The organism is Micrococcus sp. EWR3.9.1, from assembly GCF_052615555.1.
The window spans coordinates 38,869-61,637 of the sequence record NZ_JBQXFD010000002.1 but is presented as its reverse complement, the minus strand read 5'-3'; the positions used below and the strand labels follow the sequence as shown (position 1 = coordinate 61,637).

General features: G+C 72.4%; 17 protein-coding genes. 3 read left to right on the top strand and 14 right to left on the bottom strand.

Annotation, left to right across the window (positions count from 1 at the left end):
- Positions 1–16: 16 nt before the first annotated feature.
- The 8 genes from gap to uvrA form a co-directional block, all read right to left on the bottom strand.
- On the bottom strand, positions 17–1,027 hold the full coding sequence (gene gap / locus ACUJ8O_RS01875) for a type I glyceraldehyde-3-phosphate dehydrogenase (RefSeq protein WP_036315293.1): 1,011 nt from the start codon (positions 1,025–1,027) through the stop codon (positions 17–19).
- A gap of 185 nt (positions 1,028–1,212) precedes the next feature.
- Positions 1,213–1,839, bottom strand: a complete 627-nt coding sequence (locus ACUJ8O_RS01870; RefSeq protein ID WP_251679525.1) for a superoxide dismutase — start codon at positions 1,837–1,839, stop codon at positions 1,213–1,215.
- Between the two features lie 149 nt (positions 1,840–1,988).
- On the bottom strand, positions 1,989–2,954 hold the full coding sequence (gene whiA, locus ACUJ8O_RS01865; RefSeq protein ID WP_036338572.1) for a DNA-binding protein WhiA: 966 nt from the start codon (positions 2,952–2,954) through the stop codon (positions 1,989–1,991).
- Between the two features lie 31 nt (positions 2,955–2,985).
- Positions 2,986–4,032 (bottom strand): gluconeogenesis factor YvcK family protein, encoded by a 1,047-nt coding sequence (locus ACUJ8O_RS01860; RefSeq protein ID WP_049147872.1) that lies wholly within the window; start codon positions 4,030–4,032, stop codon positions 2,986–2,988.
- Complete coding sequence (gene rapZ, locus ACUJ8O_RS01855) at positions 4,029–4,925, bottom strand: RNase adapter RapZ (protein WP_036338578.1); 897 nt, start codon at positions 4,923–4,925, stop codon at positions 4,029–4,031. Before rapZ ends, ACUJ8O_RS01860 begins: the two co-directional genes overlap by 4 nt.
- Positions 4,922–6,847: an excinuclease ABC subunit UvrC gene (uvrC, locus tag ACUJ8O_RS01850; protein WP_201749632.1), complete on the bottom strand. Its 1,926-nt coding sequence runs from the start codon at positions 6,845–6,847 to the stop codon at positions 4,922–4,924. The genes rapZ and uvrC overlap by 4 nt, the downstream gene beginning before the upstream one ends.
- Positions 6,840–7,511 carry a lysophospholipid acyltransferase family protein gene (locus ACUJ8O_RS01845; RefSeq protein WP_036315306.1) on the bottom strand — a complete coding sequence of 224 codons (672 nt, stop codon included), beginning with the start codon at positions 7,509–7,511 and terminating at the stop codon, positions 6,840–6,842. The genes uvrC and ACUJ8O_RS01845 overlap by 8 nt, the downstream gene beginning before the upstream one ends.
- Positions 7,512–7,551: 40 nt before the next feature.
- On the bottom strand, positions 7,552–10,536 hold the full coding sequence (gene uvrA, locus ACUJ8O_RS01840) for an excinuclease ABC subunit UvrA (protein WP_144820062.1): 2,985 nt from the start codon (positions 10,534–10,536) through the stop codon (positions 7,552–7,554).
- 114 nt (positions 10,537–10,650) lie between these two features.
- On the opposite strand from uvrA, the gene ACUJ8O_RS01835 reads away from it, so the two are divergent.
- Complete coding sequence (locus ACUJ8O_RS01835; RefSeq protein WP_036315309.1) at positions 10,651–11,331, top strand: MBL fold metallo-hydrolase; 681 nt, start codon at positions 10,651–10,653, stop codon at positions 11,329–11,331.
- 30 nt (positions 11,332–11,361) lie between these two features.
- Here ACUJ8O_RS01835 and ACUJ8O_RS01830 read toward each other — a convergent pair whose 3' ends face one another.
- A complete protein-coding gene (locus ACUJ8O_RS01830; protein ID WP_145950710.1) occupies positions 11,362–12,285 on the bottom strand; it encodes a methyltransferase domain-containing protein in 924 nt (307 codons plus the stop codon).
- 42 nt (positions 12,286–12,327) lie between these two features.
- Between ACUJ8O_RS01830 and ACUJ8O_RS01825 the strand changes: the two genes are divergently transcribed.
- Both ACUJ8O_RS01825 and ACUJ8O_RS01820 read left to right on the top strand, forming a co-directional pair.
- Positions 12,328–14,961 (top strand): DEAD/DEAH box helicase, encoded by a 2,634-nt coding sequence (locus tag ACUJ8O_RS01825; RefSeq protein WP_069941289.1) that lies wholly within the window; start codon positions 12,328–12,330, stop codon positions 14,959–14,961.
- 32 nt (positions 14,962–14,993) lie between these two features.
- Positions 14,994–16,460, top strand: a complete 1,467-nt coding sequence (locus ACUJ8O_RS01820) for an alpha/beta fold hydrolase (RefSeq protein WP_036338593.1) — start codon at positions 14,994–14,996, stop codon at positions 16,458–16,460.
- A 53-nt stretch (positions 16,461–16,513) separates the two neighbouring features.
- On the opposite strand, the gene ACUJ8O_RS01815 is transcribed toward ACUJ8O_RS01820, so the two are convergent.
- The 5 genes from ACUJ8O_RS01815 to uvrB form a co-directional block, all read right to left on the bottom strand.
- The gene (locus ACUJ8O_RS01815) at positions 16,514–17,773 is read right to left on the bottom strand and encodes a TerC family protein (RefSeq protein WP_036338596.1); all 1,260 of its coding nucleotides are present in this window, start codon (positions 17,771–17,773) and stop codon (positions 16,514–16,516) included.
- A 240-nt stretch (positions 17,774–18,013) separates the two neighbouring features.
- Positions 18,014–19,057 carry a TerC family protein gene (locus ACUJ8O_RS01810; RefSeq protein WP_036338599.1) on the bottom strand — a complete coding sequence of 348 codons (1,044 nt, stop codon included), beginning with the start codon at positions 19,055–19,057 and terminating at the stop codon, positions 18,014–18,016.
- A gap of 76 nt (positions 19,058–19,133) precedes the next feature.
- Positions 19,134–19,898: a hypothetical protein gene (locus ACUJ8O_RS01805; RefSeq protein ID WP_036338602.1), complete on the bottom strand. Its 765-nt coding sequence runs from the start codon at positions 19,896–19,898 to the stop codon at positions 19,134–19,136.
- Positions 19,895–20,533 carry a SatD family protein gene (locus ACUJ8O_RS01800; protein ID WP_036338605.1) on the bottom strand — a complete coding sequence of 213 codons (639 nt, stop codon included), beginning with the start codon at positions 20,531–20,533 and terminating at the stop codon, positions 19,895–19,897. The genes ACUJ8O_RS01805 and ACUJ8O_RS01800 overlap by 4 nt, the downstream gene beginning before the upstream one ends.
- Positions 20,534–20,610: 77 nt before the next feature.
- Entirely contained in the window at positions 20,611–22,740 is a 2,130-nt protein-coding gene (gene uvrB, locus ACUJ8O_RS01795) for an excinuclease ABC subunit UvrB (RefSeq protein WP_036338608.1), read from the bottom strand.
- Between the last annotated feature and the right edge of the window lie 29 nt (positions 22,741–22,769).

Sequence of the window (22,769 nt, the reverse complement as noted above, 5' to 3'; positions counted from 1 at the left end):
CGGGCGCCGTGCGGGCTCAGAGCTTCGAGCCGATGAGGTCTGCGAAGTCCATGAGCTGGGAGGTGTAGCCGTACTCGTTGTCGTACCAGCCGATGATCTTCACGGTCTGGCCGATGGACTTGGTCAGCGGGGCGTCGAAGGTGCACGCCGCCGGGGAGGTGATGATGTCCGAGGACACGATCGGGTCCTCCGAGTAGACCAGGCGGCCCTGCAGCGGACCGGACTCCGCGGCCTTCTTGAACGCCGCGTTGATCTCCTCGACCTCCACGTGGCGCGTCAGCTCCACGGTCAGGTCGGTGGCCGAGCCGGTGATGGTGGGCACCCGCATGGCGAAGCCGTCGAGCTTGCCCTTCAGCTCCGGGATGACCTCGCCGATGGCCTTGGCCGCGCCCGTGGAGGTGGGCACCATGTTCTGGGCCGCGGCGCGCGCCCGACGGCGATCCTTCTTGTGCACGTTGTCGTGCAGGTTCTGGTCGCCGGTGTACGCGTGGATCGTGGTCATGATGCCGTCCACGATGCCGAACTCGTCGTTGAGGACCTTCGCCATCGGGGCCAGGCAGTTCGTGGTGCACGAGGCGTTCGAGACGATGTGCATCGACTCCGCGTCGTAGGTGTGCTCGTTCACGCCCATCACGAAGGTGCCGTCGACCTCCTTGGCGGGGGCCGAGATGAGGACCTTCTTGGCCCCCGCGTCGAGGTGGGCCTGCGCCTTGGGGCCGGTCGTGAAGATGCCGGTGCACTCGATGACCAGGTCCACGCCGAGCTCACCCCACGGCAGCTTCGTCGGGTCGGCCTCCTGGAAGAACGCGACGTCGCGGCCGTCGATGCGGAACCCCTTCTCGGTCCGCTCCAGCTCGCCCGGGTAGCGGCCCAGGATGGTGTCGTACTGGGTCAGCCAGAACAGGTCCTCGGGGTCGGCGAGGTCGTTCACCGCGACCAGCTCGAGGTTCTCGTGGCCGCGGTCCCTGAGCACGCGCACGATGTTGCGTCCGATGCGGCCGTAGCCGTTGATGGCGATCTTGGTCATGGTGGTCTCTCTCGTTAGTTCGCGTTGCGTGGTCCCCGTGGCGGTGGGTCCGGGGCGGTACGGTCGAGCGGTCGCGCCCGGTCCGGGCGCGCGGTGGGGACAGGGCCGGAGCGCCGAGCCCCTCCCCGCATCGGGGCGCTGACGTCGTGGGGCCACGACGTCAGCGCCCCGGTGCGCGGTGTGGATCAGGCCGGGAGGATCAGGCCGGAGGCGCCGGCGCGGGCGGCCTCGAAGCGGGCCTGCACGTCGGCCCAGTTCACGATGTTCCAGATCGCCTTGACGTAGTCCGCCTTGACGTTCTGGTAGTCGAGGTAGAAGGCGTGCTCCCACATGTCCAGCTGGAACAGCGGGATGGTGGCGACCGGCACGCCGTTCTGCTGGTCGTAGAACTGCGCGATCACCAGGTTGCCGCCGATGGGCTCGTAGGCCAGCACGGCCCAGCCGGAGCCCTGGATGCCGAGGGCGGCGGCGGTGAAGTGGGCCTGGAACTGGTCGAACGAGCCGAAGTACTCGTCGATGGCGGCGGCCAGCTCGCCGGTCGGCTTGTCGCCGCCCTCCGGCGAGAGGTTCTTCCAGAAGATCGAGTGGTTCGTGTGCCCGCCCAGGTTGAAGGCGAGGTCCTTCGACAGCTGGTTCACGGAGCCGAAGTCGCCGGCCTCACGCGCGGCGGCCAGCTTCTCCAGGGCGGTGTTCGCGCCCTTGACGTACGTGGCGTGGTGCTTGGAGTGGTGCAGCTCCATGATGCGGGCCGAGATGTGCGGCTCCAGCGCGGCGTAGTCGTAGTCCAGCTCCGGAAGGGTGTATTCGGTCATGCTTCCTCCTTGGTCAGGCGAGGCTGCGGGCAGGACGCCCTCGGCCTCCACCTCGGGCAACCTCGCGTCTCGGCGGCGTATTCCGTCCGTCTCCATTGTGATCGGGGGCGGAGCGCCGGGGCCAGATCCCGTCGACGGTGATCCCGCGCTCAGCCTTCGGAGGCCGCGTCCGTCCCGGGGATGCCCCGCTCGGCGGCCCGCTTGTCCGCCATGGCCAGTAGCCGGCGGATGCGCCCGGCGACGGCGTCCTTGGTCATCGGCGGGTCCGCGAGGCGGCCGAGCTCGTCGAGGGAGGCCTGCTTGTGCTCGAGGCGCAGCCGTCCCGCGTAGCGAAGGTGGTCGGGCACCTCGTCCCCGAGGATCTCGAGGGCCCGCTCCACCTTCGCCCCGGCCGTGACAGCGGCCTGGGCGGAACGGCGCAGGTTGGCGTCGTCGAAGTTCGCCAGGCGGTTGGCGGTGGCCCGGACCTCTTTGCGCTCGCGCCGCTCGCGCCAGAGGGTCGCGGTCTGCTCCGCGCCGACGGCGGCGAGCAGCGTGGCGATCGCCTCGCCGTCGCGGACCACGACGCGGTCCGACTGACGCACCTCGCGCGCCTTCGCCGCCACGCGGAGCCGACGCGCGGCCCCCACCAGCGCGAGCGCGGCCTCCGGGCCCGGCGTGGTCACCTCGAGGGCCGCCGAGCGGCCGGGCTCGGTGAGGGAGCCGTGGGCCAGCAGGGCCCCGCGCCACACGGCGGCGGTGGCCGCCGTCGTCCCGCTGACGAGGACCGGCGCGAGGCCACGCACGGGCCGCCCCCGCTGGTCGATGAGCCCGGTCTGCCGGGCGAGGTCCTCTCCCCCGCGCACGACCCGGAGCACGTACCGCTGACCACGGCGCAGGTTGCCGCCGGAGACCACCACGATCTCCGGGGCCAGGCCGTACAGCTCGGTGATGGCGGCGCGCAGGCGGCGCACGCTGGCGCCGTGGTCCAGCTCGGCCTCGACGACGACGCGGCCGGCCACGAGGTGCAGGCCCCCGGCGAACCGCAGCATCGCCGCGGTCTCCGCCCGCCGCTCCGGGGTCGCGGCGACCGGCACACGGGCCAGCTCCTCCTTGAGGGTCATGGTCAGCGCCATGCTCGTGCTCCTTCTCGGCGAGGTGCGCGCGTCAGTGGGTCATCGCCTCGTCGATCGCGACGGCCAGGCGCAGCGGGTCGTGGACCTGGGGATCCTGGGCACTGCTCACTCTACTGAACGCCACGCGCGCGCCCATCCGGGCCGCCTCGGCCTCCACCGCCGCCCGGTCGGTGACCGCGTCCACGTCGGCGATCACCACGTCCAGCCGGAGGTCCGGCGCATAGGAGCGCAGCACCTTGAGGTGGTCGGCGTGGGTGAGGCCGGTGGTCTCCTGGTCTCCCGTGCGCAGGTTCAGCACCATGAGGCGCCGGGCGGTGGTGGCGGCGAGGGCCGCGCGCACGTCCGGCATCAGCAGGTGCGGCAGCACCGACGTGTACAGCGAGCCGGGTCCGAGCACCACCCAGTCGGCCAGCTCGATCGCCGAGAGCGCCTCCGGGGTGGCGGGGGCGTCGGACGGGCTCAGGCGGACGTCGGTGACGCGCCCCTCGAACGCGGCGACCGCGAGGGCCACCTGGCCCTCCACGCATCGGGTGCGCAGGCGGCCGTCCGGGCCGGCGCTGAGCACGTCCCCGCCGATGGTCAGCGGCACCCGCGAGACCGGCAGGACCTCGCCGTGCGCCCGCAGCAGGGCGCCGGCCCAGCGCAGCCCGTCCACCGGGTCGCCCAGCAGCTCCCAGAGGGCGACGATCAGGAGGTTCCCGAGCGCGTGGTTGTCCAGGGTGGCCTGGTCCGCGGGCACCTCGGTGGAGCGGAAGCGGTGCTGCATGACGTGGGCCCAGGTCCGACCCCAGTCGGTGTCGTCGCACAGGGCGGCCAGCGCCATGCGGAGGTCGCCGGGCGGCAGCACCGCCATCTCCCGGCGGATGGTGCCGGAGGAGCCGCCGTCGTCCGCCACCGTGACGACGGCCGTGAGGTGCCCGGCCACGTGCCGCAGGGCCGCGAGGGACGCGGAGAGGCCGTGGCCGCCGCCGAGGGCGGTGACCCGGGCCGTGGGGCGGGACATGCCGGCGCCCACCCCGCGCCCTTCCGAACCCATCCCGGGCGGCAGGGGCAGCTGGCCGGTGAGCGGGGACGTCATTCGCGCCCCATGTCCCGGTGCTGGACGTGCACCGTCACGTGGGGCACCTGGGCCAGGCGCCGGGCCAGCTCCTCGGCGACGGCCACGGAGCGGTGCTTGCCGCCCGTGCAGCCGATGGCGAGCGTGGCGTAGTGCTTGTTCTCCCGCCGGTAGCCCTCGAACACCGGCCCCAGCATGGCGACGTACGCGCGCAGGAAGTCCTCGACACCGGGGCGGGAGAGCACGTAGTCCGCGACCGCGGCCTCCGTGCCCGTGTGCGGACGCAGCGCCGGCACCCAGTGGGGGTTGGGGATGAAGCGCATGTCCGCCACGAAGTTCGCGTCCGCCGGGACGCCGTACTTGAACCCGAAGCTCATGATGGTCAGGCGCAGCGTGACGGGGCCGGACTCCGAGAACAGCTCGGTGATCTCCGTGGCCAGGCCGTGCACGTTCAGCTCGGTGGTGTCCACCACGACGTCGGCACGCGCCTTGAGCGGCTCGACGACGTCCCGCTCCGCGCGGATGCCGTCCAGCAGCCGGGCGTTGCCCTGCATCGGGTGGGGGCGGCGGCCGGCCTCGAAGCGTTGCAGGAGGACGTGGTCCTCCGCATCGAGGAACACGGTGCGATACTCCACTCCGCTGTTGGCCAGGTGCTGCAGGGCGGCGTACAGCTCCTCGAAGTAGGAGCGCGAGCGCACGTCCACCACGATCGCCAGGCGCGGGAACGCCTCCGGCGAGCGGGCGATGAGCTCGGCCAGCGTGCCGAACAGGGCCGGCGGCATGTTCTCCACCACGTCCCAGCCGTGGTCCTCGAGCGCGTGCGCGGCGGTGGTCCGTCCGGCGCCGGACATCCCGGCGATCACGAGCACCTCGGATGTCGGCGGCTTCTCCGGCTGGAGGGTCTCCTCGGTCATGACTCCACTGTATCCGCGGGCGTGTCGGCCGTGAGCGCCGTGTGGACGGCCTCGGCCAGCCGCGGCCCGATGCCGGCGACCTCGGTCAGCCGGTCCACGCCGGCGGCCCGGATCTCGGCGACGGAGCCGAAGTGGTTCAGCAGCGCGGTGCGCTTGGCCGGGCCCAGGCCCGGGATCCCGTCCAGGGCGGAGACGGTCATCGCCTTGGACCGCCGGCTGCGGTGGCCCGCGATCGCGAACCGGTGCGACTCGTCACGGATGCGCTGGAGCAGGTACAGGCCCTCCGAGGTGCGCGGCAGGACCACCGGGAACTCGTCGCCCGGCAGCCACACCTCCTCGAGCCGCTTGGCCAGCCCGACCACGGGCAGGTCGTCCAGGCCCAGCTCCGCGAGGACCGCCGCGGCCGCGGCCACCTGGGGCGGGCCGCCGTCGACCACCACGAGCGAGGGCGGGTACGCGAAGCGGTGCCCCGCCTCCTGATCGTCCCCCTCGACCTGACCGGAGAGCGGGGCGCCCTCCGCGCGCTCCTTGGCCAGGCGGGCGAAGCGGCGCCGCAGGACGTCGCGCAGGGACGCCGTGTCGTCCCGGGCGGCCTCCCCCGTGACGTTGAAGCGGCGGTAGTCCTTCTTCTTCGGCAGCCCGTCCTCCATGACGACCATCGAGCCGACCACGTTGGTGCCCTGGGAGTGGGAGATGTCGTAGCACTCGATGCGCAACAGGGGCTCGGTGACCTCCAGGGCCTCCTGCAGCTCCCGCAGGGCGGCGGAGCGGGTGGTGAGGTCCCCGGACCGCCGCGACTTGTGCAGCTTGAGGGCCATCTCCGCGTTCTCCCGGACGGTCTCCATGAGGTCCGCCTTCGAGCCCCGCCGGGGCACGCGCACGGCGACCCGGGACCCGCGCAGGCCCGAGAGCCACTCGGTGAGCTGCGCGGCGTCGTCGGGCTCGACCGGGACGAGGATCTCGTGCGGGATGCGCTCCGGCCCCTCGAGGTCGCCGTAGACCTGCTGGAGCAGGTGCGCGACCATCTCCGGCTCGGCGACGTCCTCCACGCGCTCCATGACCCAGCCGCGCTGGCCGCGGATGCGACCCTGCCGGACGTGGAACACCTGCACCGCGACCTCCAGCTCGTCCGCGTGCAGGGCGAAGATGTCCGCCTCCGTGTTCTCCGGCAGCACCACGGCGTTGCGCTCGAACACGCGGCGCAGCGCGGCGATGTCGTCCCGCAGCCGGGCCGCGTCCTCGTAGCGCAGCTCCTCGACGGCGCGGGCCATGGCCTTCTCCAGCTCGCGGATGAACCGGTTCGCATCCCCGGCCATGAAGTCGCAGAAGTCCTGGGCCAGCGCGCGATGGTCCGCCGGGCTGATCCGGCCCACGCAGGGCGCCGAGCACTTGCCGATGTAGCCGAGCAGGCACGGCCGGTCCTGGGCGCGGGCCCGCTTGAACACGCCGGCCGAGCACGTGCGGACCGGGAAGACGCGCAGCATCAGGTCCACGGTCTCCCGGATCGCCTTGGCCGGGTGGAACGGGCCGAAGTACTTCACGCCGGGCTTCCGGTCGCCGCGCATCACCTGGACGCGCGGGAACTGCTCGTTCATGGTCACGGCCAGGTAGGGGTACGACTTGTCGTCCCGGTACATGATGTTGAACCGGGGGCGATACTCCTTGATCCACGTGTACTCGAGCTGGAGCGCCTCCAGCTCGGAGCCGACGACGGTCCACTCGACCGCGGCCGCCGTGAACACCATGGCCCGGGTCTTGGTGGCCAGCCGGGCGGGGTCCTGGAAATAGGAGCTCAGGCGGGCGCGCAGGTTCTTCGCCTTGCCGACGTAGACGACGCGTCCGTCCGCGTCGCGGAAGCGGTAGACGCCGGGCGACGTGGAGATCTCGCCCGGAGCCGGGCGGTAGGAGGCCGGATCAGCCACGGGCACCCGGGGCGGCGTTGTAGGCGTCCACCCGCTCCTGCCCCGAGAGCGCGCCGATGGCGTCCATGATCGCCGCCGTCGCGTCGCGGCGCTGCGGCAGGGTGTGTCGACGCCCGGGGTGGCCGAAGTCCAGGGGCGCGCCCACGCGCACGGAGAACCGGTGGGGACGGAAGCCGTTCGTGTCCGGCGGCTGGAGGTGCTGCGTGCCGACGAGGCCCACGGGCACCACGGGTGCGCCGGTGGCCAGGGCCAGCCAGGCCGCACCGGTGCGGCCGCGGTAGAGGCGGCCGTCGCGGCTGCGGGTGCCCTCCGGGTAGATGCCGACGCCCTGGCCGGACTCGAGCAGGCCCACGAGGGACTCGAGCGCGGCCACGGAGGCGGCCTGCTCGCCCCGGCGGACGGGGACGGAGCCCACGGACTCGAAGAACCGCCGCCGGACGCGGCCCCGCAGGCCCGTGCCCGTGAAGTACTCCTCCTTGGCGAAGAAGTGGACCGGGCGGGGGGCGAGGGCCTGGAGGATCACCGAGTCGACGAAGGACAGGTGGTTGGAGGCCATGACGAAGGGGCCCCGCGCAGGGACGTGCTCCATGCCGACGACCTCGGGGCGGCAGGTGAGCCGCAGGAGCGCGGCGGCGCTCCTGCGCACGGGCTCCGACGTCGCCATGGCTCTCCTTCGTCCGCGTCCTGCGTGGGCGGGGTCCATGCTACGCGAGCAGTTCCGCGAGGAACCGGCCCGTGTGGCTCTCGGCGGCGCGCGCGACCTCCTCCGGCGTGCCCGTGGCCACGATCGTGCCGCCGCCGGAGCCGCCCTCGGGGCCGAGGTCGATCACGTGGTCGGCACTCTTGATCACGTCGAGGTTGTGCTCGATGGTGAGCACCGTGTTGCCCTTGTCCACGAGGGACTGGAGCACGTGCAGGAGCTTGCGGATGTCGTCGAAGTGCAGCCCCGTGGTCGGCTCGTCCAGCACGTAGATGGTGCGGCCGTTGGAGCGCTTCTGGAGCTCGGCCGCCAGCTTCACGCGCTGGGCCTCGCCGCCCGAGAGCGTGGTGGCGGGCTGGCCCAGGCGGACGTAGCCCAGACCGACGTCGACGAGCGTGTCCAGGTACCGCGAGATGCGGGTGTACGCGCTGAAGAAGTCCGCGGCCTCCTCGATCGGCATGTCGAGGACCTCGGCGATGTTCTTGCCCTTGTAGGTGACCTCGAGCGTCTCCCGGTTGTACCGGGCCCCGTGGCACACCTCGCACGGCACGTAGACGTCCGGCAGGAAGTTCATCTCGATCTTCAGCGTGCCGTCGCCCGCGCACGCCTCGCAGCGCCCGCCCTTGATGTTGAAGGAGAACCGGCCCTGCTGGTAGCCCCGGACCTTCGCCTCGGGGGTCTCCGCGAAGAGCTTGCGGATCGCGTCGAACACGCCCGTGTAGGTGGCGGGGTTGGAGCGTGGCGTGCGCCCGATGGGGCTCTGGTCCACGTGGACCACCTTGTCCAGGTGCTCGAGTCCCTCCACGGACCGGTGCCGGCCGGGCACGAGCTTGGCGCCGTTGAGCCGGTTGGCCAGGACCTTGTAGAGGATCTCGTTGATCAGCGTGGACTTGCCAGAGCCGGACACGCCCGTCACGGCCGTGAGGACCCCGAGCGGGACCTCCACCGAGACGTCCTTCAGGTTGTTCTCCTGGGCGCCGCGGACCGTCAGCACGCGCCCCTTCTCCGGGACGCGACGCCGCTCCGGCACCGCGATGGAGCGGCGGCCGGAGAGGTAGTCGCCGGTGACGGACCGCGTGTTCGCCTTGAGATCCGCCAGGGAGCCCGAGTGCACGACCTCGCCGCCGTGCTCGCCCGCGCGAGGGCCGATGTCCACGATCCAGTCCGCCTCGGCGATCGTGTCCTCGTCGTGCTCGACGACGATGAGGGTGTTGCCGAGGTCCCGCAAGCGCAGGAGGGTCTCGATGAGGCGGCGGTTGTCCCGCTGGTGCAGGCCGATGGACGGCTCGTCGAGGACGTAGAGGACGCCGACCAGCCCGGAGCCGATCTGTGTGGCCAGGCGGATGCGCTGGGCCTCGCCGCCGGAGAGGGTGCCGGCCGGCCGCTCGAGGTTGAGGTACTCGAGGCCGACGTCCAGCAGGAACGCCAGCCGGGCCAGGATCTCCTTGAGCACCTGGTCCGCGATCTGCCGCTCCCGGTCCGTCAGCCGCAGCCCCGAGAAGAACTCCATGGCCTCGCGCATGGGCAGGCGGGTGGCGTCCGCGATGGACAGGCCGCCCACGAGCACGTTCAGGACCGTGGGGTTGAGGCGGGCCCCGTGGCACGCCGGGCACGGGATCTCCCGCATGAACGACTCGTAGCGCTCGCGGGCGCCGTCCGACTCGGTCTCCCCGTGCTTGCGCATCACGTAGGGGATGACGCCCTCGAAGCCCGTGGTGTAGCGGCGCTCGCGGCCGAACCGGTTGCGGAACGTCACCTCCACCTTGAAGTCCTTGCCGTTCAGGACGGCGTCGCGCTCCGCCTCCGTCAGGTCCTTCCACGGGGTGTCCAGGGAGAAGCCCATCTCCTTGCCCAGCCCGCCGAGCACGCGCAGCCAGTAGTCCGAGGTGGACTTGCCCAGCGACCACGGCACGACGGCGCCCTCGCGCAGGGACAGCTCGTCGTTGGCGACGACGAGGTCCGGGTCCACCTGCAGGCGGGAGCCGATGCCGGTGCACTCGGGGCACGCGCCGAACGGGTTGTTGAAGGAGAACGAGCGCGGCTCGATCTCGTCCACGGTCTGCTCGTGCCCGTTGGGGCAGGAGAGCTTCTCGGAGAACGAGCGGTACCGGGGGTTGCCCTCGGCGTCCCGCCCGCCGAACTCCGCGGTGTTCTTCCTGCCCTTCTCGGCGACCGGCTCCACGTCCACGAACTCGGCGACGACGAGGCCGTCCGCCAGCTTCAGGGCGGTCTCCACCGAGTCGGTGAGGCGCTGGCGGATGCCCTCCTTCATGGCCAGGCGGTCCACGACGACGGCGATGGTGTGCTTGACCTGCTTCTTCAGCACGGGCGGGTCCGAGAGCTGGACGGTCTCCCCGTCCACGACGGCGCGGGCGAAGCCCTGCGTGGACAGGTCCTGGAACAGGTCCACGAACTCGCCCTTGCGGCCGCGGACCACGGGCGCGAGCACCTGGAAGCGGGTGCGCTCGGGCAGCTCCTCGAGCTGGTCCACGATCTGCTGCGGGGTCTGCCGGCTCACCGGCTCGCCGCACTGCGGGCAGTGCGGCACCCCGACGCGCGCCCAGAGCAGGCGCATGTAGTCGTAGATCTCGGTGATGGTCCCCACCGTGGAGCGCGGGTTGCGGTTGGTGGACTTCTGGTCGATGGACACGGCCGGGGACAGGCCCTCGATGAAGTCCACGTCCGGCTTGTCCACCCGGCCCAGGAACATGCGGGCGTAGGAGGAGAGCGACTCGACGTAGCGTCGCTGGCCCTCGGCGAAGATCGTGTCGAAGGCCAGGGAGGACTTGCCCGAGCCGGACAGGCCCGTGAACACGACCATGGCGTCCCGCGGGAAGCTGACGTCCACGTCCTTCAGGTTGTGCTCGCGGGCGCCCTGGACGACGATGCGGTCCCGCTCGCCCGAGCGCGCGCCGCCGGGGCCGGAGGCGAGGCCGCCGGGGTGGGCCTCGACGGCGGAGGAGACGGTGGTGGAGGAGTTCTTGGGCACGCGGCCAGCATAGGGGCGGGTACGGACACGACACCGGGGTCTCGCCTGTGGGCGAACCCACCGCGGGCCGGGCCCGCCCTGGCGCCTCACCGCCCCGTCCGTACACTGTTGCGCATGCCCGAGACCGCCCGGAACCGCCTCCTGCACGATCTGCCCGCCGTCACGGTGCGCACCTGCTCCGTGTCGGAGATGGACAACAACGTGTACCTGCTCACCTCCAAGACCACGGGGGCGCAGGTGCTGATCGACGCCGCCGCCGAGGCCGAGGCCATCCGCGACCTCATCGCCTCGGCCGCGGACGACACCCCGTGCGAGCCGCGCCTCGAGATGATCGTCACCACGCATCGACACTGGGACCACGTGCGCGCGTTGCCGGCGCTGGCCTCCCTGACCGGGGCCCGCACGGCGGCCGGCGAGGACGACGCCGACGCGATCGCCGAGGCCACGGGGGTCGCCCCCGACGTGCGCCTGCGCCACGGGGACACCGTGGGGGCGGACGGGCTCCGGCTCGAGGTGGTGGCCCTGCGCGGCCACACGCCCGGGTCCATCGCGCTGGTGTGCCGCCCCGAGGCGGACGAGCCGGCCGTGCTCTTCACCGGCGACTCCCTCTTCCCGGGCGGGGTGGGCAACACCGAGGGCGACGACGGCCGGTTCCGTCAGCTGTTCACGGACGTGAGCGATCGGATCTTCGACGCGTTCGACGACGACGTGGTGGTCCACCCCGGCCACGGCGCCTCCACGACCCTGGGCGCCGAGCGCCCCCACCTGCCGGAGTGGGCCGAGCGCGGCTGGTGACGGTGCGCCCGGGCGGTCCCGGGCCCGGCGTCAGGCCGGCTTCTGCCCCGCCATGAACAGGCGCCGGGCCGGGAAGATCGTGACCGGGCCGCCGTCGTCGGCCGTGACACCGGGCACCGGCGGGTACGCCTCGCGCATGGCGGCGCGGTACCGGTCCACGAACGCCTCGAGCAGCCCGGCGCCCTCGGCGGCGCCCTCCTCGGCGTCCCAGCGGGCCAGGGCCTGCAGGCTCGGTCGCAGGGCCGCGCTGGAGGTCCACCGGAACACCGGGTCCTCGCCCGTCAGCACCTGCTGGTACTCCGTCTCCCAGACGACCGGGGACCACCCCGCCTCGAGGAACAGCCGCGTGTACTCCTCGGGCGGCGCCACGGTGCGGGTCGTCGCCACCCCGTGCAGCGGCTCGGAGAAAGCCGGGTCCTCCGCCAGCGCCACGATCGCCGCGTGGGAGGGCTGCTCGTAGGGCCGCGGGATCTGCGCCGCGAACCACGCCCCCGGCGTGAGGTCCCCGAGCCAGCGCCGGATCAGGCGACGGTGCGTCGGGATCCACTGGAGCATCGCGTTGGACACCACGACGTCCGTCGCCCCCGACGGGCGCCACTGCGAGGCGTCGACCGCCTCGAAGCGCAGGTTGGCGGGGGCGCCCGTGCGGGCCGCCTGCTCCCGGGCCCGCTCCAGCATGGCGGGCGAGTCGTCCAGACCGATCACCTCGGCGTCCGGCCAGCGCTCGGCCAGCGTCCGGGTCAGGGTCCCCGGGCCGCAGCCCAGGTCCACCACGACGCGCGGGGCCTCGGCGCGCACGCGCCCCACCAGGTCGTGGAAGGGGCGGGCGCGGTGTTCGGCGAAGCCCTCGTACTGCGCGGGATCCCAGGTGAACCCCCCGCCCTGTCGGCCGGTGACGTCCCCCACGACGGCGTCGGTGTCCGGGTGCGGGCTCTCGGGCGCGATCTGACTCATGGCGGCACCGTATCGCGCGGAGCGGCCGATACCCTGGGGGCGATGACTTCTGCCGCCACGAACCCGCCCTCGCTGACCGACCGCATCGACGCGCTCCCGCCGGCCCCGGACGCCGACGACGTCTTCGGGGCCTTCGCGGCCTGGACCGAGGACCGCGGGATCTCGCTCTACCCCGCCCAGGAGGAGGCCGCCCTCGAGCTCGTCCAGGGCCGGCACGTGATCCTGGCGACGCCCACCGGCTCCGGCAAGTCCCTGGTGGCGCTGGCCGCGCACGCCGACGCGCTCGCCCACGACGCCGTCTCCTATTACACGGCGCCGATCAAGGCGCTCGTCTCGGAGAAGTTCTTCGCGCTGGTGGACGTGTTCGGCGCGGAGAACGTCGGCATGGTCACGGGCGACTCCACCGTCAACGGTGACGCGCCCATCATCTGCTGCACCGCCGAGATCCTCGCCAACCGCGCGCTGCGCGAGGGCTCGGGCATGGAGATCGGCACCGTGGTGATGGACGAGTTCCACTACTACGCAGACCCCTCCCGCGGCTGGGCCTGGCAGGTGCCCCTCCTCGAGCTGCCGCAGGCCCGGTTCCTGCTGATGTCGGCCACCCTCGGCGACACCGCCCGCCTCGAGGCGGACCTGACCGAGCGCACCGGGCGCGAGGTCGCCGTCGTCGCCCACGCGCAGCGCCCCATCCCGCTGACGTTCGAGTGGTCCGAGGTGCCGCTGCAGGAGAAGGTCGAGGAGCTCGTGAGCACCCACCAGGCACCGGTGTACATCGTGCACTTCTCGCAGCTGGACGCCGTGGAGACGGCCCAGGGTCTGTCCTCGATCTCGGTGACGTCCAGGGAGGAGAAGGAGGCGATCGCCGCGCGGATCGCCGGCTTCCGCTTCTCCGCGGGCTTCGGGCACACCCTGAACCGCCTTGTCCGGGCGGGCATCGGCGTGCACCACGCGGGCATGCTGCCCAAGTACCGCCGCCTCGTGGAGAAGCTGGCCCAGGACGGGCTGCTCAAGGTCATCTGCGGCACGGACACGCTCGGCGTCGGGATCAACGTGCCGATCCGCACCGTGCTGCTCACCGCGCTGTCCAAGTTCGACGGCGAGAAGACCCGTCTGCTCCAGGCCCGCGAGTTCCACCAGATCGCCGGCCGGGCGGGCCGGGCCGGCTTCGACACCTCCGGCACCGTGGTGGTCCAGGCCCCCGAGCACGTGATCGAGAACAAGGCGGCCGAGCGCAAGGCCGCGGCGAAGTTCGCGAACGTCAAGGACGAGGCCGAGCGGGCCAAGCGCATGAAGCAGTCCGTGAAGTCCGGCAAGCGCAAGACCCCGCCGGCCGGCTTCGTCTCGTGGGGGCCGGCGACGTTCGAGCGCCTCGTCTCCGCCGAGCCGGAGCCGCTGGTCTCCCGCATGCGGATCACGCACTCGATGCTGCTGAACATCCTCGACCGGCCCGGCGACCCGGTCATCGCGGTCCGGCGCCTGCTGCGCGGCACCCACGAGACCCCGGCCCGCCAGGCGGTGCTCATGCGCCGCGCGCTCGGGATCTTCCGGGAGCTGCTGGCCACGGGCGTCGTCGAGCGTCTGCCCGAGCCGGACGCCGAGGGCCGCACCGTGGACCTCACGGTGGACCTGCAGCCGGACTTCGCGCTCAACCAGCCGCTCTCCCCCTTCGCCCTCGCCGCGCTCGACCTGCTGGACCCGGCCGATCCCGACCACGCGCTCGACGTGGTCTCCGTGATCGAGGCGACCCTCGACCCGCCGCGCCAGGTGCTCTCCGCCCAGGTCAAGCACGCCAAGGGCGAGGCCGTGGCCGCCATGAAGGCCGAGGGCATGGACTACAACGACCGCATGCGGGCCCTCGACGAGATCACCCACCCGCGGCCGCTGGCCGAGCTCCTCGAGCAGCAGTTCGAGCTCTACCGGCAGGACGCCCCGTGGCTCGCGGAGTTCGAGCTGACCCCCAAGTCCGTGGTGCGCGACATGTTCGAGCGGGCCATGGGCTTCGGCGACTACGTGCGGTTCTACGGGATCGCCCGGTCCGAGGGCGTGCTGCTGCGCTACCTCACGGACGCGGTCAAGGCGCTGCGCCACACGGTGCCCGAGGCGGCCCGCACCGAGGATCTCCAGGTGCTGCTGGACTGGCTCGACGAGATGGTGAAGCAGACCGACTCGTCCCTCCTGGAGGAGTGGGAGGACCTGGTGGCCGGGGACATCGACGAGCTGCGCCGGGACATGGAGGCGCTCGAGCCGCCGGCGCCGCCTCGCCTGACGGACAACGAGCCCGTGTTCCGGGTGATGGTCCGCAACGCGATGTTCCAGCGGGTGCGCCTGTTCGGCGACGAGCGGGACGAGGCGCTCGCGCGCCTGTCCGGCGAGCTGTCCGCCGACGACTGGGCCGACGCCCTCGACGCCTACTTCGACGACCACGAGGACATCGACGACGGCCCCGCCGCGCGCGGCCCCGAGCTGTTCCGCGTGGCCGCGGCCCCCGACGTCGCCGCCCCGCTGGAGCTGGCCGGCCCGCGCTGGTGGGCGGTGCGGCAGGTCCTGAAGGACCCGGACGGGGACCTGGACCACGGGATCAACGCCGTGGTCGACCTGGACGCCTCCGACGAGGCGGGCCATCCCGTGATCCGGGTGGTCTCCGTGGGCGCGCCCGAGTCCGGGTGGGGCCTGTGAGCGCCGGGGACGCTCGGGCGGCAGGACGGCCCGTGGCGGGCGACCCGCGCGGCTTCGCTCCCCTCGAGCCGGCCCGCCACCGCGTGGGCGAGCGCACCGAGCTCTACGACGGCACCGTCACGGTGGACCACTGGTTCTCGGTGCCGATCGACCACGCGCTGGGCCTCGCCGAGGCCGAGGCGCAGGACGCGGCGGGCACCGGCGTCGGGCCGCACGGGCGCGGCACGCTGACCGTCTTCGCCCGCGAGATCCGGGCGAAGGACGACCCCGAGGGCGAGCGCCCCTGGGCCCTGTACCTCCAGGGTGGCCCCGGCAGTGCCGGGCCCCGCCCGGCGCGCCTGAGCGGCTGGCTCGGCGCGCTGGCCGAGAGCCACCGCGTGCTGCTGCTGGACCAGCGCGGCACGGGGCGTTCGACCCCGGCCACCGTGGCGACCCTGACCGCCCCGGGCGCCTTCGCCACGGACGAGGCGCGCGCCGAGCACCTGGTGCACCTGCGGGCGCCCTCGATCGTGCGGGACGCCGAGATGCTGCGCCTCGCCCTCGGCGCCGGGCCGTGGACCACACTGGGCCAGAGCTTCGGCGGGTTCTGCACGCTGAGCTATCTCTCCTTCCACCCGGAGGGCCTGCAGCGCAGCCTGGTGACCGGCGGCCTCGCCCCGCTCACCGGCCACGCCGACCGGGTCTACCGGGCCACCTACGCCCGGATGCGCGCCCGCACCGAGGAGTTCTTCGACCGGCACCCGGCCGACCGCGACGCGTGGTCGGAGGCCGTGGGGCTGATCCGCGCCGCCGAGGCCGCGGGCGCCCCGATCCCCCTGCCCGGCGGCGGGCCGCTCACCGTGGGACGGGCCCAGGGTCTGGGCATGCTGCTGGGCGGCAACACCCGCGTGGACCGCCTGCACTGGGTCCTCGCCGAGGCCGTGGACCGCACCGGCCCCGCGCCGCGCCTGTCCGAGACGTTCCTGGCCGCCGTCGCCGACCAGGACGACCGCCTCGTCAACCCGCTCTACACCGTGCTGCACGAAGCGATCTACGCGCAGCCGGCGGACCTGGCCGGCGGCCGGGCGGACACCGGCTGGTCGGCATCCCGGATGCTCGTCGAGCACCCGGACTTCGACCCGGAGGCGACCGCGGTCCCGCTGCCCACGGGCGAGCACGTCATGCCCTGGTCCGTCGAGGTCGACCCCCGACTGCGACCCCTGGCCGGCACGGCGCGGCTGCTCGCCGAGCGCACGCAGTGGGGCCCGCTGTACGACGTGGCCGCCCTGGCGCAGAACACCGTCCCCGTGGCCGCCGCCGTCTACGCGGACGACGTGTACGTGGACCGGGACCTCTCGCTCGAGACGGCGCGGCGCGTCCGCGGCCTGCAGGTGTGGGAGACCGACGCCTTCCACCACGACGGCATCGCCGACGACGGGCCGGCGATCCTCGACCGGCTCCTGGCGATGACCGCGCCGGACGGCGCCGGGACGACGACGGCCCCCGACCCGGTCGACTGACCGGCCCGGGGGCCCGGGCGTCGGCGGAGCACTCCCCCGGCGCCGTGATCGGCTCAGACGGTGGGCCCGTCCTGCCGCACGATCTGCTCGGAGACCCCGCGCGCGTCGTCGTCACGGGGATCGGCGAGCCGGGTCTCGTGGGCCGTGCGGATGATGGCCGACCACGCGTCCTTGTGCTCGAGCAGCTGGTCGCGCCAGCGCTGGTCCAGGGCCTCGGCCCGGGCCGTCCAGCGGTCCATCAGGGCGGCGGCGCGCTCGCGCTCGGCCGGGTCGGCGTCCTCGGGCAGCTTCGAGTAGCGGTACGAGTACTTCTCGGCGTTCTGCAGCGCCCGCAGGGCCTGGCCCTTCGGCGAGGCCAGGGAGATCGCCACGGTGATGGCCAGGATCACGACGACGACCACGAGGGACAGCGTCGTGGGGATCTCGACGACGGGCACGTTCTCGCCGCCGTTGATGAACGGCAGGTTGTTCTCGTGCAGGGCGTGCAGGATCAGCTTCACGCCGATGAACGCCAGCAGCGCGGAGAGCCCGTAGGCCAGGTAGACGAGGCGGTCGAGCAGGCCGTCGATCAGGAAGTACAGCTGGCGCAGGCCCATGAGCGAGAACGCCGTGGCGGTGAAGACGATGTACGCCTCCTGGGTCACGCCGAAGATCGCGGGGATGGAGTCGAAGGCGAAGAGGATGTCCGTGGCGCCGATCGCGATCATCACGAGGAGCATCGGCGTCATGAGGCGCTTGCCGTCCACCGTCGTGAAGAGGCGGTCGCCGTCGAACTGCTCGGAGGCGGGCAGGAACCGCTTGACGAGGCGGACCATCACGTTGTCCGCCTCGTCCTGGGCGCCCTCGGCGTCGCCGGACATCTCGCCCTTGAGCTGGCCGCCGGCGATGATCAGCAGGAACAGGCCGAAGAGGTAGAACACGTCCGACCACGCGGCGATGACGGCGGCGCCCAGCAGGATGAACAAGGTGCGCGAGATCAGCGCGAACGTGATGCCGAACAGCAGCACCTTCTGCTGGTAGTCGCGGGGCACGCGGAAGCTGGCCATGATCACCAGGAAGACGAACAGGTTGTCGACGCTGAGCGCCTTCTCCAGCAGGTAGCCGGTGTAGTACTCGACCGCGTGCTGGGTGTCGCCGAAGGCGAAGAACACGAGGCCGAAGACGAGCGCGAGGCCGACGTAGACGCCGGACCAGATCGCGGCCTCCCGGATCGACGGCGTGTGCGCCTTGCGGACATGGGCGAAGTAGTCGAACGCGAGGAGCCCGACGATCAGCGCGATCGTCAGGCCCCAGGTCAGGCCGTTGATTTCCACGGGTCACCTCTCGGCGTCAGGGGTCGGGACGGTGCCGCAAGTCTCTCCGCCCGCCGCGACCGCGGCCCGGGCCCCTGTGTCCGGCCGGCGGCGCGCTCTCGGCGGCCGCGGCGTGCTGACGTCCACAGTGTTCGGGATACTCCCCTACGTCGCCGGTCAGTCTACCCGGTCGCACGACGACGCCCCGACCCGCGGCGGGCGGAGCGGGGCGTCGTCGGGCCCGCTGGTGCGGGCCGCGGGTCAGCGGTCGTCGCGGCGGGCCCGGTCGGCGTAGTCCTCCATGCGCTGGATCTCACCGGTGAACGGGGAGTCGGACGCCCGGTCCGCGCGGCCCCAGATCAGCGACGCCACGGTGGCCAGCACCAGGGTGCCGACGATGACGCCGAGGGAGACGAACGTGGAGATCTCCGGGACGGCCGTCACCGGGTGGCCGCCGTTGATGAAGGGCAGCTCGTTCTCGTGCAGGGCGTGGAAGACGAGCTTGACGCCGATGAAGGCGAGGATGAACGCGAGCCCGTGCTTGAGGAACACGAGACGGTCCATCAGCCCACCCAGCAGGAAATAGAGCTGGCGCAGGCCCATGAGGGCGAAGATGTTGGCGGTCAGGACGATGAACCAGTTCTGGGTGAGGCCGAAGATCGCCGGGATGGAGTCCACCGCGAACATCACGTCCGTCAGGCCGATCGTGATGAACACGACCACCATGGGGGTGAACATGCGCCGGCCGTCCACGGTGGTGCGCAGTCGGTTGCCGTCGTAGTCCGGCGCCACGTTGAGGCGGCGGGTCAGGCGGGCCACGACGCCCGGCTCGGACTCCTCGTCCCCGCCGTCGTCCTTGAGCTGCTGCCAGGCGGTCCAGAGCAGGAAGGCGCCGAAGATGTAGAACACCCACGTCAGGTGCTCGATGGCGACGGCGCCGACCGCGATGAACACCGCGCGGGCGATCAGCGCGATGATGATGCCCACCATCAGCACCTCCTGCTGGTAGCGGCGGGGCACCTGGAACTTGGCCATGATGATGAGGAACACGAACAGGTTGTCCACGCTGAGGCTGTACTCGGTGACCCAGCCGGCGAGGAACTCGGTGCCGTGCTGCGCATCGCCCAGGGCGAAGAGCAGCCCCGCGAAGACCAGCGCCAGCGCCACGTAGAACCCGATCCACAGGCCGGCCTCCTTCATGGAGGGCTCGTGGGGGCGGCGCGCGACGTACAGCAGGTCAAGCAGGAGGATGACGCCGAGGACCACAAGGGTCGTGGTCTCGAAGGCGGGACTGAGCACGTCCATGGAGGGGTTCCTCTCGTGGGGGCCGCGCAAGTCTAGACGGGCGCGGTCCCGCGCGCGGACGCGGGTGGGCCCGCTCTCAGGCTGCGCCGGGGGCGGTCAGGCCCAGGGCGAGCCAGACGACGACGGCACCGGCGGCGGCCAGGCCCCAGCTGGCGAGGGAGCCGATGAGGAACTCCTCCGCGCGCGAGCCGGCGCCGCGGTCCGCCGAGATCTCCGGGAAGCGCACGATGCCCTTGGCCGCCATCAGGGCCGCGATCACCGGGTAGGCCTGCGCGAGCCCCAGGACGACCATGAGCAGCCGCTCCATGGGCCCGATGTAACGGCCGCCGCGCAGGCCGTCGGCCGCGGGGTCCGTGGGCGCGGCGGACGGCACGGTCGTGGGCTCCGCCGCGGGGTCCTCCGCCTCCTCGTCGCCCCCGTCGGCGGACCGGCCCGCCAGGGCGAGGACCGCGCGGGTGACCCGGTTGCCGGTCTCGGTCAGCGCCACCGCCACCGCCGGCAGCGTGAGGGCCGGTGGCGCGGAGCGCAGGCCCGCGGGCGCCAGGGTCGACTCGAGCACGGCCACCAGGCCGACCGTGGCCACCACCGCGACCACCCCGAGCGGCCGGTCCGGATGCAGCCACGTCCAGCCCATCAGCAGGCCGAGGGCCACCAGGCCGCCGCCCACCGCGACGGACATGCCGGTCGGCGCCAGGACGGCCACCAGCACCGCGGCGAGGACGGCGGCCACGGCCGCACCGGCCCGGGCCAGCCACCGCCGCCGGGGGGCGGGCCAGGCGCCGGGCAGGACGGCGTCGAGCAGGTCGTGCAGCCCCAGGGCGAGCAGTGCGAGGGCGGTCACGGCGCGACCTCCGTCGCCGCGGCGGCGAGCTCGGCGTCCAGCTCGAGCACCCGGTCGATCCCGGACCGCGCGACGGCCTGCGACACCGCGGACTGCGTGATCCGCTCCGCCCGTGCCGCCTCCGCCTGGGTCGCCCCGCCCAGCAGGGCGGCGGCGATCCGGCGTTCGCGGGCCTTGAGTCGGCCGAGGACATGGTCGCGCAGCAGGACGAGCCCGTCCACGGCGGCGGTGAGGGACGGGTCCGCGGCGCGGAAGGCGGTCGCGGCTCCGACAGCCCGCTCATGCGCGCGCTCGACGGCCTCGCGGGCCCGATACCAGGCCGGTCCGTCCTCGATGCCGTCTCCGCCGGCGTCCAGGGCCCGCCGCTGCCCCAGGCCGATCCCGAAGCGCAGGTCCAGGCCCGGGGGCAGGGCGAGCGTGACGCGGACGGTCAGCCGGAGCGCGTCCGGCCAGGTGCGGTGCAGCGCCTGGAACTCGTCGCCGACGCTGGCCCAGGCGGGACGCAGCGGCGGGACGTCCTGTTCCGCGGCCGCGAAGGCGGCCAGGATCTGCTCCTGCGCGCGGTCCCGGTCCGGGAGGGCGCGGGAGCCGACGATGTCCGCGATCACGGCCGCGACCGGGGGTGCTGCGCTCATGGCGTCACACTATCACTGATATGAAGATATTCATCAGTGTTTTCATAACACCCCGGGGCGCGGAACGCGCCGGGCGGTCACTGCTCCCGCTTCATCTGCCGCAGCTCCTTCTTGAGCTCGCCGACCTCATCGCGCAGGCGGGCCGCGAGCTCGAACTGCAGGTCCGCCGCCGCCTGGTGCATCTGCTGCGACATCTGCTCGATCAGATCGGCCAGGTCCTTGGCGGGCAGCGACGCCGGGTCCACCGCCGGGGCCTCGGCACCCTCCCCCGTGGCCGGGGCCCGGTCCAGCGAGCTGAGGCCGCGGTGGCCCATGCCGAAGTCGAACCCGGACTTCACGCCCCCCATGCCCTTGAGGAAGTCGGCGGTGTCCGCGTCCTCCCGGGCCAGCTGGTCCGTGATGTCCGCGATGCGCTTGCGCAGGGGCTGGGGGTCGATCCCGTGCTCCTCGTTGTAGGCGATCTGCACGGCCCGGCGCCGCTCGGTCTCCTCGATCGCCCGGCGCATGGAGTCGGTGACGTTGTCCGCGTACATGTGGACCTCGCCGGACACGTTGCGGGCGGCGCGGCCGATGGTCTGGATGAGGGAGGTGGTGGAGCGCAGGAAGCCCTCCTTGTCCGCGTCCAGGATCGCCACGAGCGAGACCTCGGGCAGGTCCAGGCCCTCGCGCAGCAGGTTGATGCCCACCAGCACGTCGAAGGTGCCCTTGCGCAGCTCCCGCAGCAGCTCCACGCGGCGCAGCGTGTCCACATCCGAGTGGAGGTACTCGACCTTCACCCCCGCCTCGAGCAGATAGTCCGTGAGGTCCTCGGCCATGCGCTTGGTCAGCGTGGTCACCAGGACGCGCTCGTCCTTGGCCGTGCGCACGCGGATCTGCTCGAGCAGGTCGTCGATCTGGCCCTCGGTCGGCTTGACCACCACCTGCGGGTCCACGAGGCCGGTGGGCCGGATGATCTGCTCGACGTAGCCGTCCGCCTGGCCGAGCTCGTAGGCGCCCGGCGTCGCGGAGAGGTACACGGTCTGCCCGATCCGCTCGAGGAACTCGTCCCACTTCAGCGGGCGGTTGTCCATGGCCGAGGGCAGGCGGAAGCCGTGTTCCACGAGGGTGCGCTTGCGGGACATGTCCCCCTCGTACATCGCGCCGATCTGCGGGATGGTCACGTGGGACTCGTCCACCACGAGCAGGAAGTCGTCCGGGAAGTAGTCCAGCAGGCAGTGCGGGGCGGAGCCGGCGGGACGGCCGTCGATGTGGCGCGAGTAGTTCTCGATGCCGTTGCAGTAGCCCATCTGCTGCATCATCTCGAGGTCGTACGTGGTGCGCATGCGCAGCCGCTGCGCCTCGAGCAGCTTGTCCTGGGACTCCAGCTCCTGCAGCCGCTCCCGCAGCTCGTCCTCGATGCTGGTGATCGCCCGGCCCATGCGCTCGTCGCCGGCCACGTAGTGCGAAGCCGGGAAGATGTACATCTCCTCCTCCTCGCGCACCACCTGGCCGGTGAGCGGGTGCAGGGTCTGGATGGACTCGATCTCGTCCCCGAAGAACTCGATGCGCACCGCGAGCTCCTCGTACATGGGGATGATCTCCACGGTGTCCCCCCGCACCCGGAAGGTGCCGCGGTGGAAGTCGACGTCGTTGCGCACGTACTGCATCTGCACGAACCGCCGCAGGAGCGCGTCCCGGTCCATCTCCGCACCGCGGCGCAGGGTGACCATCTGGTCGATGTACTCCTCGGGCGTGCCGAGGCCGTAGATGCAGGAGACCGTGGCCACCACGATCACGTCCCGCCGGGTCAGCAGCGCGTTCGTGGCCGAGTGGCGCAGCCGCTCGACCTCCTCGTTGATGGAGGAGTCCTTCTCGATGAAGGTGTCCGTCTGGGGGACGTACGCCTCGGGCTGGTAATAGTCGTAGTAGGAGACGAAGTACTCGACCGCGTTGTGGGGCAGCAGCTCGCGGAACTCGTTGGCCAGCTGCGCGGCGAGCGTCTTGTTCTGCACCATCACCAGCGTGGGCCGCTGGAGGCGCTCGACGAGCCACGCCGTCGTCGCCGACTTGCCCGTGCCGGTGGCGCCCATCAGGACGACGTCCTTCTCCCCCGCCTCCACGCGCTCGGCGAGCTCGGCGATGGCCTTCGGCTGGTCACCGGAGGGCTGGTAGGGGGAGATGACCTCGAACGGGGCGACGATGCGGTTGATCTTCTGGGCCAGGCTCATGGCAGAACCCTACGTCGCGCCCCGGACAC